The organism is Streptomyces sp. NBC_01268 (genome assembly GCF_036240795.1).
Classification (GTDB): domain Bacteria; phylum Actinomycetota; class Actinomycetes; order Streptomycetales; family Streptomycetaceae; genus Streptomyces.
On the sequence record NZ_CP108454.1, the window covers coordinates 2,405,189 to 2,418,366 of the forward strand.

Consider the following 13,178-nt stretch of genomic DNA (forward strand, 5'->3'; position numbering starts at 1 on the left):
AATACGACATCTTCCGTCCGGATTGTTTTCGGCCGTTTCCGGGTGCGTCGCCCGGCCCCACCCACGATGCTTGTCCCGTGATGGACGAGACGGAGTTCTGGGAGATCATCGACTCCACCCGGGAGGGCGCCGACGGCGACCCGGAGGAGCATGCCGACCTGCTCGTCGAGCGGCTGACGCAGCGGGACCCCGATGCCGTCCTGGACTTCGCCCGCCACTTCGAGGCCCGCTTCAACCGCGCGTACACCTGGGAGCTGTGGGGCGCGGCGGCGGTGCTGTTCGACGGGGCGGGGGACGACGCCTTCGACTTCTTCCGCTGCTGGCTGATCGGCCAGGGCCGGGAGGTCTTCGAGGGGGCGGTGCACGATCCGGACGCGCTGGCGGAGCTGCTCGACGCCTTCGACGAGGAGATCGACGGGGACGGCGAGGAGCTGGGTTTCGCGGCGGACGAGGCGTACGAGCGCCTGACCGGCGTGGAGGCGCCGGATCTGGGGATCCCGCCACAGGCCGCGGAGCCGGCGGGCTCGCCGCTCGACCTGGCGGACGACGAGGTGCTCGCCGCCCGCTTCCCACGGCTGTGGGCCCGGTTCGGTCCCGGCTGACGGGGGAAAGGGGTGCCGGGACCGGACCGGACCGGTCTGTCAGCCCCCGAGCCGCAGCCGGGGGTTCTCCTGGCCGAGGATCATGTCGGTCCTGGGCTGGAGGGCGGGGAAGAGCTGTTCGGGCTGCGGGATCGCCCAGTACTTCCCCTCGGCGACCATCTCGAAGACCCGCTCGGCGTGCTCCTCGGGGGTGAGCCCGTGCTCGTCGGCGAGCCGCTGGAGCTGCTCGTTGAAGGCCGCGATCTCCGGGGGCTCGTCCTCGCCGGGGCGGGCGGCCTTGAAGATCTCGCTCCTGACCGAGCCGGGGGTCACGACGGACACCTGGATCGGCGCGCCCTTCATCAGCAGCTCGTAGTGGAGCGACTCGCTGAGCGCGAGGGTGCCGAACTTGGTGACGCTGTACGGGGCCATGAGCGGGCTCGGCAGGAGGCCGCCGACGGAGGAGACGTTGACGACCCAGGCCTGCTCGCCGCGCTCCAGCATGCGCGGGACGAAGGCCCGGATGCCGTTGACGTAGCCGCCGACGTTGATCCGCAGCATGGCGTCCCAGCGCTCGGCGGGGATCTCCCACGAGTAGCCCATGGCCATGATCCCGGCGTTGTTGACCAGGAGGTCGACCACGCCGAACCGGGTGTACGCCGTGTCGGCGAGCGCCTCGACGGAAGCGGGGTCGGCGACGTCGGTGACGACGGCCTCGACCTCGGCGCCGGTGGCCCGCAGCTCCTCGGCGAAGGCGGCGAGGCGGTCGGCGGCGACATCGGCGAGCACCAGCTTCATGCCGAGCGCGGCGGCGTGCCGGGCGAGTCCGGCGCCGATGCCGGAGGAGGCTCCGGTGATGACGGCCGTGCGCCCGGCGAAGGTGTCGGCGGCGGACATCAGAAGTGGGTTCCGCCGTCGATGCGGACCTCGGTGCCGGTGATGAAGCGGCCGTCCTCGGAGGCGAGCATCGCGACGACGCCGGCGACGGTCTCGGGACCGGCGAAGCCCTGGCCGAGGGCGGGGGCCAGCTTCGCGAAGAGCGACCAGTCGGTGTCCTCGGGCAGGCCGGGGCCCGCGGACTGCTTGCTGGCGCCGCTGCCGTCGGTCATGCCGGAGGAGATGGAGCCGGGCTGCACGGCGGTGAAGCGGATGCCCTGCTTGGCGTACTCGGCGGCGAGGGCGTGGGTCATGGACTGGATGCCGCCCTTGCTGGCCGCGTAGGCCGCCATGTAGGGGTGCGCGAACATCGCCGAGGTCGAGGAGAAGTTGACGACGGCGGAGCCCTCGCCCTCCAGGAGCGCCGGGACGGCCTCGCGGATCATGAGGAAGGTGCCGGTCAGGTTGATCCGGAGCACCTGCTCGAAGGCGTCGAGGCTGGTCTCGTGGGTGTGCGAGGAGCGCAGGATGCCGGCCGCGTTGACCAGGACGTCCAGGCCGCCGAGGGCCGCGACGGCGGCGGCGACGCCCTCGCGCACCGAGCTCTCGTCGCCGATGTTCACAACGAGGGTGGTGAGGCGGTCGGCGTGGGCGCCGGCCTTGGCGACGGTGTCCTCGAGGCCGTCCTCGCTGATGTCCGCGGCGACGACGGTGCCGCCCTCCGCGAGCATGCGCAGGACGGTGGCCTGGCCGATGCCGGAGCCGCCGCCGGTGACCAGGGCGCGGCGTCCTACGTAACGGGTGAGCTGGTTCATGACGGCAACCTCTCGATGTCGAGCTATCCGGGGGATGCGTGCCACCGTACGCCTAAGTGGCACGTTTTGCCATAGGTGCATGAAGTGCACGCATGGCAGTCGCGGGCGTACGCTGGGTGGCGTGAGCGACAAGAACCCGGCCGACGGCACCGCGTCCCCCAGGACCCCCTCCCTGACCGAGCGCCGCAAGGCGGCCACCCAGCTGGACATCGCCCGCGCCGCCGCCGAGCTGTTCACCGAGCGCGGCCCGGACGACACCACCGCCGAGGACATCGCCCAGCGGGCCGGGGTCGCACTGCGCACCTTCTACCGCTACTTCCGCTCCAAGCAGGACGCCGTCGCCCCGCTCCTCGCGGGCGGCGCCGACCGCTGGCGGGCCGAGCTCGCCGCCACCACCGCCCCCGGCACGGCGCTGCCCGCCGCCCTGGAGCGGTCCATCGGCGCGTCGCTCGCCGCGGCGGACGAGGAGGCGGAGGAGGGCCTGCGCTGGACCCGCGGGCTGCTGCGCGCGGCGGAGCACGACCCGGCGCTGCGGGCCGTCTGGTACCGCGTCAACCAGGAGTCGGAGGACCGCCTGCGCGGCGTCCTCGCCACCCTCGCGGGCCCGGCCGCCGACCCCCTGGAGCTGCGCCTCGCCGCCGCGGCGGCGACGGACGCGATCCGGATCGCCCTGGAGACCTGGGCGGAGACGGACGCCCCCCTCCGCGGCGAGGGGGCACCGGCCGCCCTGGCGGTGCGGTGCCTGCGGGAGCTGATGGGCGGGATGCGGGTGCTGGGGACGGACGGAGGGTGACGGCCCGGCTCAGCTCAGCTCAGCTCAGGGAGCGCCCCATGCAGACGTCGTCCACGTACGTCCCCTCCAGCAGGAACTCCCCCGGCAGGACGCCCTCCACGGCGAAGCCCTCCGCCTCGTAGAGCGCGCGGGCCGGGGCGTTGTGGCCGAGGACCCGCAGGGTGATCCGGGTCGCGCCCTGCCGCCGGGCGCGGTCCATCGCGGCGCGCACCAGCGCGCGGGCCACGCCCTTGCCGCGGGCGGCCTCGCCGACGACGAGGCCCTGGATCTGGCGCACGTGGGCGTTGCTGGGGAGCGGGATGGCCCGGACCAGCCGGACGAAGCCGACGACGCCCGCGTCCGGGAGCTCCGCGACCAGGTAGTGCTCGGGCAGGTGCCGCTCGTCGTAGAACGGCTCGTCGCCCTCCGGGGCGGGCAGCACCGCGTGCAGCGGCGACCAGGCGGTGCGGTCGAGCTCGGCGAGCACGCGCTCGTCCGCGAGCCGGGCCGCGCGTATCCGAATCTCCGGAACGATCATGCGGGTCACTGTGCCACGGACCGGTCGGGAAGGGCAGGATGAGCGCATGCAGCGCTCATCCCGCCCCGCCGCCACCCGCAAGCGCGTCGCCGTCACCGGCGCCACCGGACTGATCGGCTCCGCCCTCGTGCGCTCGCTGCGCGCCGACGGCCACGAGGTGCTGCGCCTGGTCCGGCGCCCCGCGGCCGCGGCCGACGAGGTGGAGTGGGACCCGGCCCGGCTGTACGTGGACGCCGCCGCGCTCGTCGGCGTCGACGCGGTCGTGCACCTGGCGGGCGCGGGCGTCGGCGAGCGGCGCTGGAGCGAGGCGTACAAGAAGGAGATCCGCGACAGCCGGGTGCTCGGCACGCGGGCGGTCGCCGAGGCGCTCGCCTCACTGGCCGAACCGCCCGAGGTGCTGGTCTGCGGTACGGCGCTCGGCTACTACGGCGACACGGGCTCCCGGGCGGTGGACGAGAGCGCGCCCGCGGGCGAGGGCTTCCTGCCGTCGGTGTGCGTGGAGTGGGAGGCCGCGGCGGCGCCCGCCGAGGCGGCCGGCATCCGGGTGGCGTACGCCCGTACCGGCCTGGTGGTGGCGCGCGAGGGCGGGGCGTGGGGCCGTCTGTTCCCGCTGTTCCGGGCCGGTCTCGGCGGGCGGATGGGCGACGGGAGCCAGTACTGGAGCTTCATCGCGCTGCACGACGAGGTCGCCGCGCTGCGGCACCTGATGGACACCCCCGAGGTGTCGGGACCGGTGAACCTGACCGCGCCCGAGCCGGTCACCAACCGCGAGGTGACCGCGGCGATGGGCCGGGTGCTGCACCGGCCCGCCCTCTTCCACGTGCCGGCCGCCGTGCTGCGGGTGGCGCTCGGGGAGTTCGCGCAGGACGTGCTGGGCAGTCAGCGGGTGCTGCCGGGGCGCCTGTTGGAGACGGGCTTCGACTTCGCGTTCCCGACGATCGACGAGTCGGTGCGCGCGGCGGCCCGCTGACGATCCGCCATCCGGCGCCGGGCCGGGGCGGGGCGGCGGCCCCGTCACCTGGCACCTTCTGCGGCCCTTGCCCTGCCGTGCGCTCCCCCGTGCTGCGTGCACCCCGTCGCGCGCGGCTTCGCCCCGTGGGAGCGCTGCCTACTCTTCTGCGAACTCGGGCATTCCGGGGGCATGTTGGGGGCATAGGCCTCCCACCAACCGCGCCGACCTGGGGAGGGGCACGTGCTCAACAACTCGGACGTCGTCGTCGTAGGAGCCGGGATCGCGGGTCTCGCGGCGGCCCGGCTGCTCACCGAGGCCGGGCTCTCGGTCACGGTCCTGGAGGCCGCACCACGGATCGGCGGCCGGATGGCGACCGACACCGTCGACGGCTTCCGGCTCGACCGGGTCGGGCCGCTGCTCACCACGCCACAGCTGGAGGGCGTCCCGCTGCGCGCCTTCGCCCCGGGGGTCGTCGTGCACAGCGACGGCCGGTACGGGCGGTGGGGGGCGCCGCACGCCCCGTGGAGCTCGCGCGGTGCGGGGTCCCCCGGCGCGGGGGGAGCACGCGGAAGGGCACGCGCCCTCGCGAGCGCCCCGCGCAATCCGGCCACCTCGCTCGACCAGGCGCGGCTCGGCGCCTCCCTGGTCCGGCTGGCCACGACGCCCGCCCAGCGCCTGCTCGGCCGCACGGAGCGGACCGCCCGGGAGGCGCTGACGGCCCGGCTGCCCGCGCGCACCGTCCAGGGGGTGCTGCGCCCGCTGCTCTCCGCGCTGCTCGGCGACCCGGACCTGACGACCTCCAGCCGGCGCGCGGACCTCGCGCTGCGGTCCTTCGCGCGGGGCCGGCCGAGCGTGCCGGCGGGCGGTTCGGACGCGCTGCCGGAGCGGCTCGCGGCGGCGCTGCCGCCGGGGACGGTCCGTACCGGGGTGAAGGTCACCGAGGTGTCGATCGCGCGGGTCACGACCGCCGAGCACGGGGTGTTCACCTGTCGCTCGGTGATCCTGGCGACGGGCGGCCGGACGGCGGCGGAGCTGCTGCCGGGGCTGTGCGTGCCGGAGTACCACGCGGCGACGGTGCTGCACCACACGGCGCCGGTCGCGCCCACCGCGAACCCGGTGCTGCTCCTGGAGTCCGACGCGGGCGGCCCGGTGTCGCACACCGCGGTGATGAGCGCGGTCGACCCGGTCCGGGCGCCGGCCGGGCGGACGCTGATCACCTCGACGGTGCTCGGCACGGCGCCGGACGACACCGAGCGGCGGGTCCGCAAGCACCTGGCGACGCTGTACGGCACGTCGACGGACGAGTGGGAGCTGCTGGCGCTGCACCACACCCGGTACGCCTTCCCGGCGATGCGGCCGCCGTTCGACCCGGAGCGGCCGGTGCGGCTCCTGTCCGGCCTCTACGTGTGCGGCGACCACCGGGCCACCGGCACGCCCGTCGGCGCGCTCGCCTCGGCCCGTCGCGCGGCCACCACGCTGCTGACGGACCTGGGGCTGCGCCCGGCGGGGGCGGCCCTGGAGGCGGAGGCGGCGTAGCCCGGACGCGGTGCCCTCAGCCGAGCGCCGCCACCCGGTCGCGGTAGGCCCGGACGGCCGGGGCGTCGCGGTAGGGCTCCAGGCGGCGTTCGAAGTCGCGGACGTACTCGACGGCGCGGGCCGAGCGCATCTCGGAGGCCTGCTGGGCGGCCTCGGCGCCCAGCGCGCAGGCCTGGTCGAGCTCGCCGAGGGCGAGGCGGGCGGAGGCGAGGACGACGCGGCAGAACAGGCGGCTGCGGGCGTAGCCGGGGGCGCGGAGCTGGAGGGCGCGTTCGGCGTGCTGGGCGGCGGCCCGGTACTGCTGGAGGTCGCGGTGGCAGTGCCCGAACTCGTCCGCGAGCTGGGCCTCGTCGAAGGGCCTGGCCCAGTAGGGCACCTCGTCGCCGGGCCGGGCGGCCTCCAGGGCGCGCTCCGCGCGGGCAAGCGAGGCGCCACAGGCCCGGGAGTCGCCGAGGACGCCGTGGCCGCGGGCCTCGACGGAGTGCAGCAGCGCCTGGACGACGGGCGGGGCGGCGGCGCCGACGCCCTGCTGGGCGACCCGGGCGAGCTGGACGGCCTCCCGGCCGTGCCCGAGGTAGACGGCCTGGTGGCTCATGGTGATCAGGACGTACGAGCCGTACGCGCGGTCCCCGGCCGCCTGCGCGAGCCTCAGCGCCTGGACGAAGTACCGCTGGGCGAGGCCGTGCGCGGCGATGTCGTACGAGGTCCAGCCGGCCAGCCGGGTGAGGTCGGCCGCCGCCCCGAAGAGCCGGCGGCCGGTGCTCTCCCCGTACGTGCCGCGCAGCATCGGCTCGGCCTCGTGCTCCAGGTAGCGCACGAGGGCCTGGCGGGCGTGGCCTCCGCCGTAGGCGTGGTCGAGGGTGCGGAAGAGCTCGCCGACGGAGCGCAGGGCGGCGATGTCGCCGCCGGAGACCCGCTGGCCGGGGCCGCGGTCGGTGCCGCGCTGGCGGGGCACCGAGTAGCGGCCCTGGACCGGCACGCGCGGGTCCGCGGGGGCGCTCGCGGCCGCGCCGGGCTCGCCGCGGGCCACCCGTTCGTCGGCCCGTCCGATCAGCCAGTCCCGGCTGGGCACGACGAGCCCGGCCGGGGTGAAGGCGATCTTCCGCAGCTCGGCGTGGCTGCCGGAGTCCTTGCGCCAGAGGCCGCTGACGATGTCGACGGCCTCCTCGGGCGTGGCCGCGAACTCGAGCCCGGCGTAGACCGGGGCGCAGGCGTCGAGCCCGAGGTCCTGGGCGGAGAGCCGGCGGCCGAGGCGCCGGGTGAAGACCTCGGCGATGAGTGCGGGGGTGGTGCCGCGCGGCTGCTGCCCGCGCAGCCAGCGGGTGACCGAGGTCTTGTCGTACCGCAGGTCGAGGCCGTGCTCCAGACCGAGCTGGTCCACCCGTCTGGCGAGGCCCGCGTTGGAGAATCCGGCTTCGGCGATGAGCGCGGCGAGCTGGCGGTTCGGGATGCGCTGCGGGGGTCGTTCCGTCATCAGCTGTGCGGTCTCCTGCCTTCTGGGCCCGGGTGGCAGTCCGCCCGTACGGGACCCTCATGGCCCTCATGGAACGGCGTGAATTTAGCGGCAGGGACCGCCCTAACCGCCACCTTCGCCCCACATTCATCCGATCGTGTGAGGAACGTGGAGTGATCTTTACGCCTGCCCCCGAAGCGAAGGGCTTCCCAGCAGCACGCACGTACCGCCACGCACCTGCCGGACGGCTGTTCGGCGCTCCGCCGTACAGTGGCATGGGCGCGTATGACGCATGGTGCCGAGCCGGCTCCCGCCCCGGGACGATCCCCGGAACCCGGCCTTCGGCATCCAGGAGGAGGCATGGCCGTGAGTGAGCTGCGATTCGTCCGTCTGGGCTTCGGCGAGGACGCCGTCGACTACCAGGCGGCATGGGACAAGCAGCGCGAGGTGCACGCCGCCCGGTTCGCGGACGAGGTCGACGACACCTGTCTGCTGCTGGAGCACCCGCCCGTCTACACCGCCGGCCGGCGCACCGCGGAGAGCGAGCGCCCCCTGGACGGGACGCCGGTCGTGGACGTGGACCGCGGCGGCAAGATCACCTGGCACGGTCCCGGCCAGCTGGTCGGCTACCCGATCATGAAGCTGCCCCGCCCGGTCGACGTGGTCGCCCACGTCCGGCGCCTGGAGGAGGCCCTGATCCGCACGGCGGCCGACTTCGGCCTGGAGACCACCCGCATCGAGGGCCGCAGCGGGGTCTGGGTGCTCGGCGACCCGGTCGAGCAGCGCCCCTCGCTGGGCGGGCTCTCGCTGGACTTCGACCCGCGGCTGACCGACGACGAGTTCGACCCCCGGCTCAACGGCCCGGAGTACGCGCCCTCCAACGCGGGCCAGCGGCGCGAGGACCGGAAGCTGGCGGCCATCGGCATCCGGGTCGCCAAGGGCGTCACGATGCACGGCTTCGCGCTCAACGTGAACCCGGACAACACCTGGTTCGACCGGATCATCCCGTGCGGCATCCGCGACGCCGGCGTGGCCTCGCTCGCCAACGAGCTCGGCCGGGACATCACCATCGAGGAGGTGCTCCCGGTCGTCGAGGGGCACCTGCGCGAGATCCTGGAGAACGCGGACCTCAGGCCGCGGCCGGTCGAGCAGGCCTCGGTCTGACGGCCGCCCCTCAGCCGGCCGGCAGCAGCCGGACGGTCACCGAGGAATGCCGAGTCATGGCCACGGGTTGGCCAGAGCGTCAAGGCATGCGAAGCAACGGGCGTACCCTGGTGTGCGCCGAAGAATCGAAGCTACAGGAGCCGATGTGTCCGCAGTCGCACCCGACGGACGCAAGATGCTGCGCCTGGAGGTCCGGAACGCCCAGACCCCCATCGAGCGCAAGCCCGAGTGGATCAAGACCCGCGCGAAGATGGGACCGGAGTACAACAAGCTCCAGGGCCTGGTGAAGAGCGAGGGCCTGCACACGGTCTGCCAGGAGGCGGGCTGTCCCAACATCTTCGAATGCTGGGAGGACCGCGAGGCCACCTTCCTCATCGGCGGCGACCAGTGCACCCGCCGCTGCGACTTCTGCCAGATCGACACCGGCAAGCCGGAGGCGCTCGACCGTGACGAGCCGCGCCGCGTCGGCGAGTCGGTCGTCACGATGGACCTGAACTACGCCACCATCACCGGCGTCGCCCGCGACGACCTGGAGGACGGCGGCGCCTGGCTGTACGCGGAGACCGTGCGCCAGATCCACCAGCAGACCGAGGGGCGCGCCGAGGGCCGCACCAAGGTCGAGCTCCTCGCCCCCGACTTCAACGCGGTGCCGGAGCTCCTGGAGGAGGTCTTCGCCTCCCGCCCCGAGGTCTTCGCGCACAACGTCGAGACCGTGCCGCGGATCTTCAAGCGGATCCGCCCCGGCTTCCGCTACGAGCGGTCGCTGGAGGTCATCACCAAGGCGCGTGACTACGGTCTGGTCACGAAGTCGAACCTGATCCTCGGCATGGGCGAGACCCGCGAGGAGGTCAGCGAGGCCCTCCAGCACCTGCACGACGCGGGCTGCGAGCTGATCACCATCACGCAGTACCTGCGCCCCTCCGTCCGGCACCACCCCGTGGAGCGCTGGGTGAAGCCGCAGGAGTTCGTGGAGCTGAAGGAGGAGGCCGACGAGATCGGTTTCTCCGGTGTGATGTCGGGCCCGCTGGTCCGCTCCTCGTACCGGGCCGGCCGCCTCTACCAGCAGGCGATCGAGAAGCGCGCGGGCGCCGTCGACGCCTCCCAGGCCGTCTGACCAGGCGCTCTCCCCGATGCGGCCGTCCCCCGGACGGCCGCATCGGCGTATCCGGACCGGACCCGGCGCCCGACCCGGCGTGATTCCGGCCTCGGCGGCGCCAGGGTTTCATCAGTGTTTGACCGCGGGGTCACGCCCTGGTAACACCGTTCTGTGAGGATGTACTCACTCACCGCCACCGAGTGCTCACGGAGGCCCACGCCCATGCAGGCCGCGCAGATCCGCGCCACGGCGCTCCCGTCCGTCACCGACGCCCTCCGGGCCGTCGAGTCCCTCCTGCTCTCCCGCGGGCACCGCAGGGCCCGCAGCAACGCCTGGACCTCCGTCCTGGAGGACCGCCGCCGGGCCAAGGACCGGGTCGAGGCCCAGCACGTCATGGAGGCGGTGTCGGGCCGCGCTTCCCGGGCCACGTAAACTTCAGGACATGGCGAGGAGTGCAAACACGGGCGGCGCTGACGCCGCGAACCCCGGGCGACTGAAGCAGATCGCCCTCACGTACAAGATGACCCGGAAGGCCGATCCCAAGGTCGGTCTCGTCGTCGCGGGCGTGGGCATCGTCGTACTCGGTGTCTTCCTCGCGGTCGGCTTCCTGATCGGCCACCCGGTCTACCTGGGCATCCTCGGCTTCGTGCTGGCGTTCCTGGCGATGGCCATCATCTTCGGCCGGCGCGCCGAGAAGGCGGCCTTCGGTCAGATGGAGGGCCAGCCGGGCGCGGCCGCGGCGGTGCTGCAGAACATCGGGCGCGGCTGGACCGTCACCCCGGCGGTGGCGATGAACCGCAACCAGGACGTCGTGCACCGGGCGGTCGGCCGTCAGGGCGTCGTGCTGGTCGGCGAGGGCAACCCGAACCGGCTGAAGACGCTGCTCGCGGCCGAGAAGAAGAAGGTCGCCCGCATCGTCGTCGACGTGCCGGTGACCGACATCATCGTCGGCAACGACGAGGACCAGGGCCAGGTGCCCCTCAAGAAGGTCCGCACCAAGATGCTGAAGCTGCCCCGGCTGCTCTCCGGCCCCCAGGTGACGGCCACCAACGACCGGCTGCGGGCGATGGGCGACCTGATGAGCAACATGCCGCTGCCGAAGGGTCCGATGCCCAAGGGCATGCGGATGCCGCGCGGCGGAAAGATGCGCTGAGCGGCGTACGCGAAGCCGCACGCGCGAACGGGAAGCGCCCCGGACCTGATCGACCAGGTCCGGGGCGCTTCCCGTTCGCGCGTGCGGGGCTCGTCAGATCCGGACCTGGACGGCGCCGGAGAAGCGGTCGTGCAGGCCCCGGCCGTCGCGGTCCCAGATGAGGGCCGGGATGGCGAGGCAGACCAGGACGCTGCGCAGGGCCACGCGCAGGATGCCGAGACGGCCGCCCCGCACCGAGACCACCCGGAGGCCGAAGAGGCGCTTGCCGGGGGTGGAGCCGACGGTGCCGACCGTGAGCACGCTCACGACGAGCAGGAGCAGCAGCGCCCAGTTGCCGGTGGCCTGGCCGTAGCCGTGGGTGATCAGGCCGTATGCGATCAGCATGCAGAGGGCCCAGTCCACGGCGAGGGCGCCGAGCCGGCGGCCGGGGCGGGCGATCGAGCCGGGCCCCTCCTCGGGCAGACCGAGCTGCTGCCCCCGGTAACCGAAGTCCACGCCCGCTTCTTCGGCCGCGGCGCGCGGGCCGGAGAGCCATGATCCGAGTGCTTGCCTGTTGTCCACCCGACCACGGTACTGTGCCCGTTTTTGATCACTTCGGCCTGGGTCGGCGGGAGCCCCCGTACCGGCCCGCGCACACCCGCCCCGGTTAACTTCGACGAAACAAATGGGTCATGCTTGAGAAATCCCGTCTGCCTATGGTCGGGTCCTGCGTGTGCCACCGCACTGGCCGCACGACCGAGCTGCAAGCCCGCCCCTCCCCGGGCCGGGAGTAGGAGGAGTTGGATGTCCGAGAAGCACGGGTTCCAGAACGCCGACGAGGTCCAGAAGTTCATCAAGGACAACGACGTCAAGATGGTCGACGTCCGCTTCTGTGACCTTCCGGGCGTCATGCAGCACTTCACGATCCCGGCGACGGCCTTCGACCCGTCGGAGGAGCTCGCGTTCGACGGTTCGTCGATCCGCGGCTTCCAGGCCATCCACGAGTCGGACATGTCCCTGCGCGCCGACCTGTCGACGGCCCGGGTGGACCCCTTCCGCCGTGACAAGACGCTGAACATCAACTTCTTCATCCACGACCCGATCACGGGCGAGCAGTACAGCCGTGACCCGCGCAACATCGCGAAGAAGGCGGAGGCGTACCTGGCCTCCACCGGCATCGCCGACACCGCGTACTTCGGCCCCGAGGCCGAGTTCTACGTGTTCGACTCGGTCCGCTTCGAGACCTCGGCGAACCAGGGCTTCTACCACATCGACTCCGAGGCGGGCGCCTGGAACACCGGTGCGGAGGAGAACAACCGCGGCTACAAGGTCCGCTACAAGGGCGGCTACTTCCCGGCCCCGCCGGTCGACCACTTCGCCGACCTGCGTTCGGAGATCTCCCTGGAGCTGGAGAACGTCGGCCTCCAGGTCGAGCGCCAGCACCACGAGGTCGGCACCGCCGGCCAGGCCGAGATCAACTACAAGTTCAACACGCTGCTCGCCGCCGCCGACGACCTGATGCTCTTCAAGTACATCGTGAAGAACGTCGCCTGGCGCAACGGCAAGACCGCGACCTTCATGCCGAAGCCGATCTTCGGTGACAACGGCTCGGGCATGCACGTCCACCAGTCGCTGTGGACCGGCGGCCAGCCGCTGTTCTACGACGAGGCCGGCTACGCGGGGCTGTCGGACACCGCCCGCTACTACATCGGCGGCATCCTCAAGCACGCCCCGTCGCTGCTCGCCTTCACCAACCCGACGGTGAACTCGTACCACCGCCTGGTCCCGGGCTTCGAGGCCCCGGTCAACATGGTGTACTCGCAGCGCAACCGCTCCGCCGCCATGCGCATCCCGATCACGGGCTCGAACCCGAAGGCCAAGCGCGTCGAGTTCCGCGCGCCGGACCCGTCCTCGAACCCGTACCTCGCCTTCTCCGCCCTGCTCCTCGCGGGCCTCGACGGCATCAAGAACAAGATCGAGCCCATGGAGCCGATCGACAAGGACCTGTACGAGCTGGCTCCGGAGGAGCACGCGAACGTCCCGCAGGTCCCGACCAACCTCGAGGCCGTCCTCACCGCCCTGGAGGAGGACAACGAGTACCTGCAGGCCGGCGGCGTCTTCACGTCCGACCTGATCGAGACGTGGATCGACTACAAGCGCACCAACGAGATCGCCCCGATCCAGCTGCGCCCGCACCCGCACGAGTTCGAGCTGTACTTCGACCTCTAGAGCGTGAGGCTCGTTCGAGCCGCGGACACACCTG

14 protein-coding genes are annotated in these 13,178 nt (G+C 72.9%); 9 read left to right on the plus strand and 5 right to left on the minus strand.

The genetic code is table 11. The annotated features are described in order from the left end of the window. Positions 1-80: 80 nt before the first annotated feature. Positions 81-602 (plus strand): DUF4240 domain-containing protein, encoded by a 522-nt coding sequence (locus OG309_RS10520; RefSeq protein ID WP_329428248.1) that lies wholly within the window; start codon positions 81-83, stop codon positions 600-602. 39 nt (positions 603-641) lie between these two features. On the opposite strand, the gene OG309_RS10525 is transcribed toward OG309_RS10520, so the two are convergent. Continuing rightward, entirely contained in the window at positions 642-1,478 is an 837-nt protein-coding gene (locus tag OG309_RS10525; RefSeq protein ID WP_329420009.1) for an SDR family NAD(P)-dependent oxidoreductase, read from the minus strand. Then, positions 1,478-2,272, minus strand: coding sequence for an SDR family NAD(P)-dependent oxidoreductase (locus OG309_RS10530; protein ID WP_329420011.1), 795 nt, complete (start codon positions 2,270-2,272; stop codon positions 1,478-1,480). Before OG309_RS10530 ends, OG309_RS10525 begins: the two co-directional genes overlap by 1 nt. Positions 2,273-2,393: 121 nt before the next feature. Here OG309_RS10530 and OG309_RS10535 point away from each other — a divergent pair, with 121 nt between their 5' ends. After that, positions 2,394-3,065, plus strand: coding sequence for a TetR/AcrR family transcriptional regulator (locus OG309_RS10535; protein ID WP_329420013.1), 672 nt, complete (start codon positions 2,394-2,396; stop codon positions 3,063-3,065). A 19-nt stretch (positions 3,066-3,084) separates the two neighbouring features. On the opposite strand, the gene OG309_RS10540 is transcribed toward OG309_RS10535, so the two are convergent. After that, positions 3,085-3,582, minus strand: coding sequence for a GNAT family N-acetyltransferase (locus OG309_RS10540; RefSeq protein ID WP_329420014.1), 498 nt, complete (start codon positions 3,580-3,582; stop codon positions 3,085-3,087). 46 nt (positions 3,583-3,628) lie between these two features. Here OG309_RS10540 and OG309_RS10545 point away from each other — a divergent pair, with 46 nt between their 5' ends. Together OG309_RS10545 and OG309_RS10550 are read left to right on the plus strand one after the other, a co-directional pair. Then, the gene (locus OG309_RS10545; protein ID WP_329420016.1) at positions 3,629-4,552 is read left to right on the plus strand and encodes a TIGR01777 family oxidoreductase; all 924 of its coding nucleotides are present in this window, start codon (positions 3,629-3,631) and stop codon (positions 4,550-4,552) included. A 222-nt stretch (positions 4,553-4,774) separates the two neighbouring features. Then, on the plus strand, positions 4,775-6,070 hold the full coding sequence (locus OG309_RS10550; protein WP_329420017.1) for an NAD(P)/FAD-dependent oxidoreductase: 1,296 nt from the start codon (positions 4,775-4,777) through the stop codon (positions 6,068-6,070). 16 nt (positions 6,071-6,086) lie between these two features. Here the strand turns inward: OG309_RS10550 and OG309_RS10555 are convergent, their stop codons facing one another. Continuing rightward, positions 6,087-7,544, minus strand: a complete 1,458-nt coding sequence (locus tag OG309_RS10555) for a regulator (protein ID WP_329420018.1) — start codon at positions 7,542-7,544, stop codon at positions 6,087-6,089. 345 nt (positions 7,545-7,889) lie between these two features. Between OG309_RS10555 and lipB the strand changes: the two genes are divergently transcribed. The 4 genes from lipB (at position 7,890) to OG309_RS10575 (ending at position 10,936) form a co-directional block, all read left to right on the plus strand. Further along, positions 7,890-8,687, plus strand: coding sequence for a lipoyl(octanoyl) transferase LipB (gene lipB / locus OG309_RS10560; RefSeq protein WP_329420019.1), 798 nt, complete (start codon positions 7,890-7,892; stop codon positions 8,685-8,687). A gap of 145 nt (positions 8,688-8,832) precedes the next feature. Continuing rightward, positions 8,833-9,801, plus strand: coding sequence for a lipoyl synthase (lipA, locus tag OG309_RS10565; RefSeq protein WP_329420021.1), 969 nt, complete (start codon positions 8,833-8,835; stop codon positions 9,799-9,801). Between the two features lie 204 nt (positions 9,802-10,005). Then, positions 10,006-10,215, plus strand: a complete 210-nt coding sequence (locus OG309_RS10570; RefSeq protein ID WP_329420023.1) for an SCO2195 family GlnR-regulated protein — start codon at positions 10,006-10,008, stop codon at positions 10,213-10,215. A gap of 10 nt (positions 10,216-10,225) precedes the next feature. Further along, positions 10,226-10,936: a DUF4191 domain-containing protein gene (locus OG309_RS10575; RefSeq protein WP_329420025.1), complete on the plus strand. Its 711-nt coding sequence runs from the start codon at positions 10,226-10,228 to the stop codon at positions 10,934-10,936. A gap of 93 nt (positions 10,937-11,029) precedes the next feature. On the opposite strand, the gene OG309_RS10580 is transcribed toward OG309_RS10575, so the two are convergent. Then, on the minus strand, positions 11,030-11,497 hold the full coding sequence (locus tag OG309_RS10580) for an RDD family protein (protein ID WP_329420026.1): 468 nt from the start codon (positions 11,495-11,497) through the stop codon (positions 11,030-11,032). A 222-nt stretch (positions 11,498-11,719) separates the two neighbouring features. Between OG309_RS10580 and glnA the strand changes: the two genes are divergently transcribed. Beyond that, complete coding sequence (gene glnA / locus OG309_RS10585; RefSeq protein WP_329420028.1) at positions 11,720-13,144, plus strand: type I glutamate--ammonia ligase; 1,425 nt, start codon at positions 11,720-11,722, stop codon at positions 13,142-13,144. The last annotated feature ends 34 nt before the right edge of the window (positions 13,145-13,178 follow it).

Bases quoted from the DNA above. Each gene is read 5' to 3' on its own strand.
- OG309_RS10555 (WP_329420018.1), bottom strand. From the start codon at position 7,544: ATGACGGAACGACCCCCGCAGCGCATCCCGAACCGCCAGCTCGCCGCG.
- OG309_RS10520 (WP_329428248.1), top strand. From the start codon at position 81: ATGGACGAGACGGAGTTCTGGGAGATCATCGACTCCACCCGGGAGGGC.
- OG309_RS10540 (WP_329420014.1), bottom strand. From the start codon at position 3,582: ATGATCGTTCCGGAGATTCGGATACGCGCGGCCCGGCTCGCGGACGAG.
- OG309_RS10570 (WP_329420023.1), top strand. From the start codon at position 10,006: ATGCAGGCCGCGCAGATCCGCGCCACGGCGCTCCCGTCCGTCACCGAC.
- OG309_RS10530 (WP_329420011.1), bottom strand. From the start codon at position 2,272: ATGAACCAGCTCACCCGTTACGTAGGACGCCGCGCCCTGGTCACCGGC.
- OG309_RS10545 (WP_329420016.1), top strand. From the start codon at position 3,629: ATGCAGCGCTCATCCCGCCCCGCCGCCACCCGCAAGCGCGTCGCCGTC.
- OG309_RS10575 (WP_329420025.1), top strand. From the start codon at position 10,226: ATGGCGAGGAGTGCAAACACGGGCGGCGCTGACGCCGCGAACCCCGGG.
- glnA (WP_329420028.1), top strand. From the start codon at position 11,720: ATGTCCGAGAAGCACGGGTTCCAGAACGCCGACGAGGTCCAGAAGTTC.
- OG309_RS10525 (WP_329420009.1), bottom strand. From the start codon at position 1,478: ATGTCCGCCGCCGACACCTTCGCCGGGCGCACGGCCGTCATCACCGGA.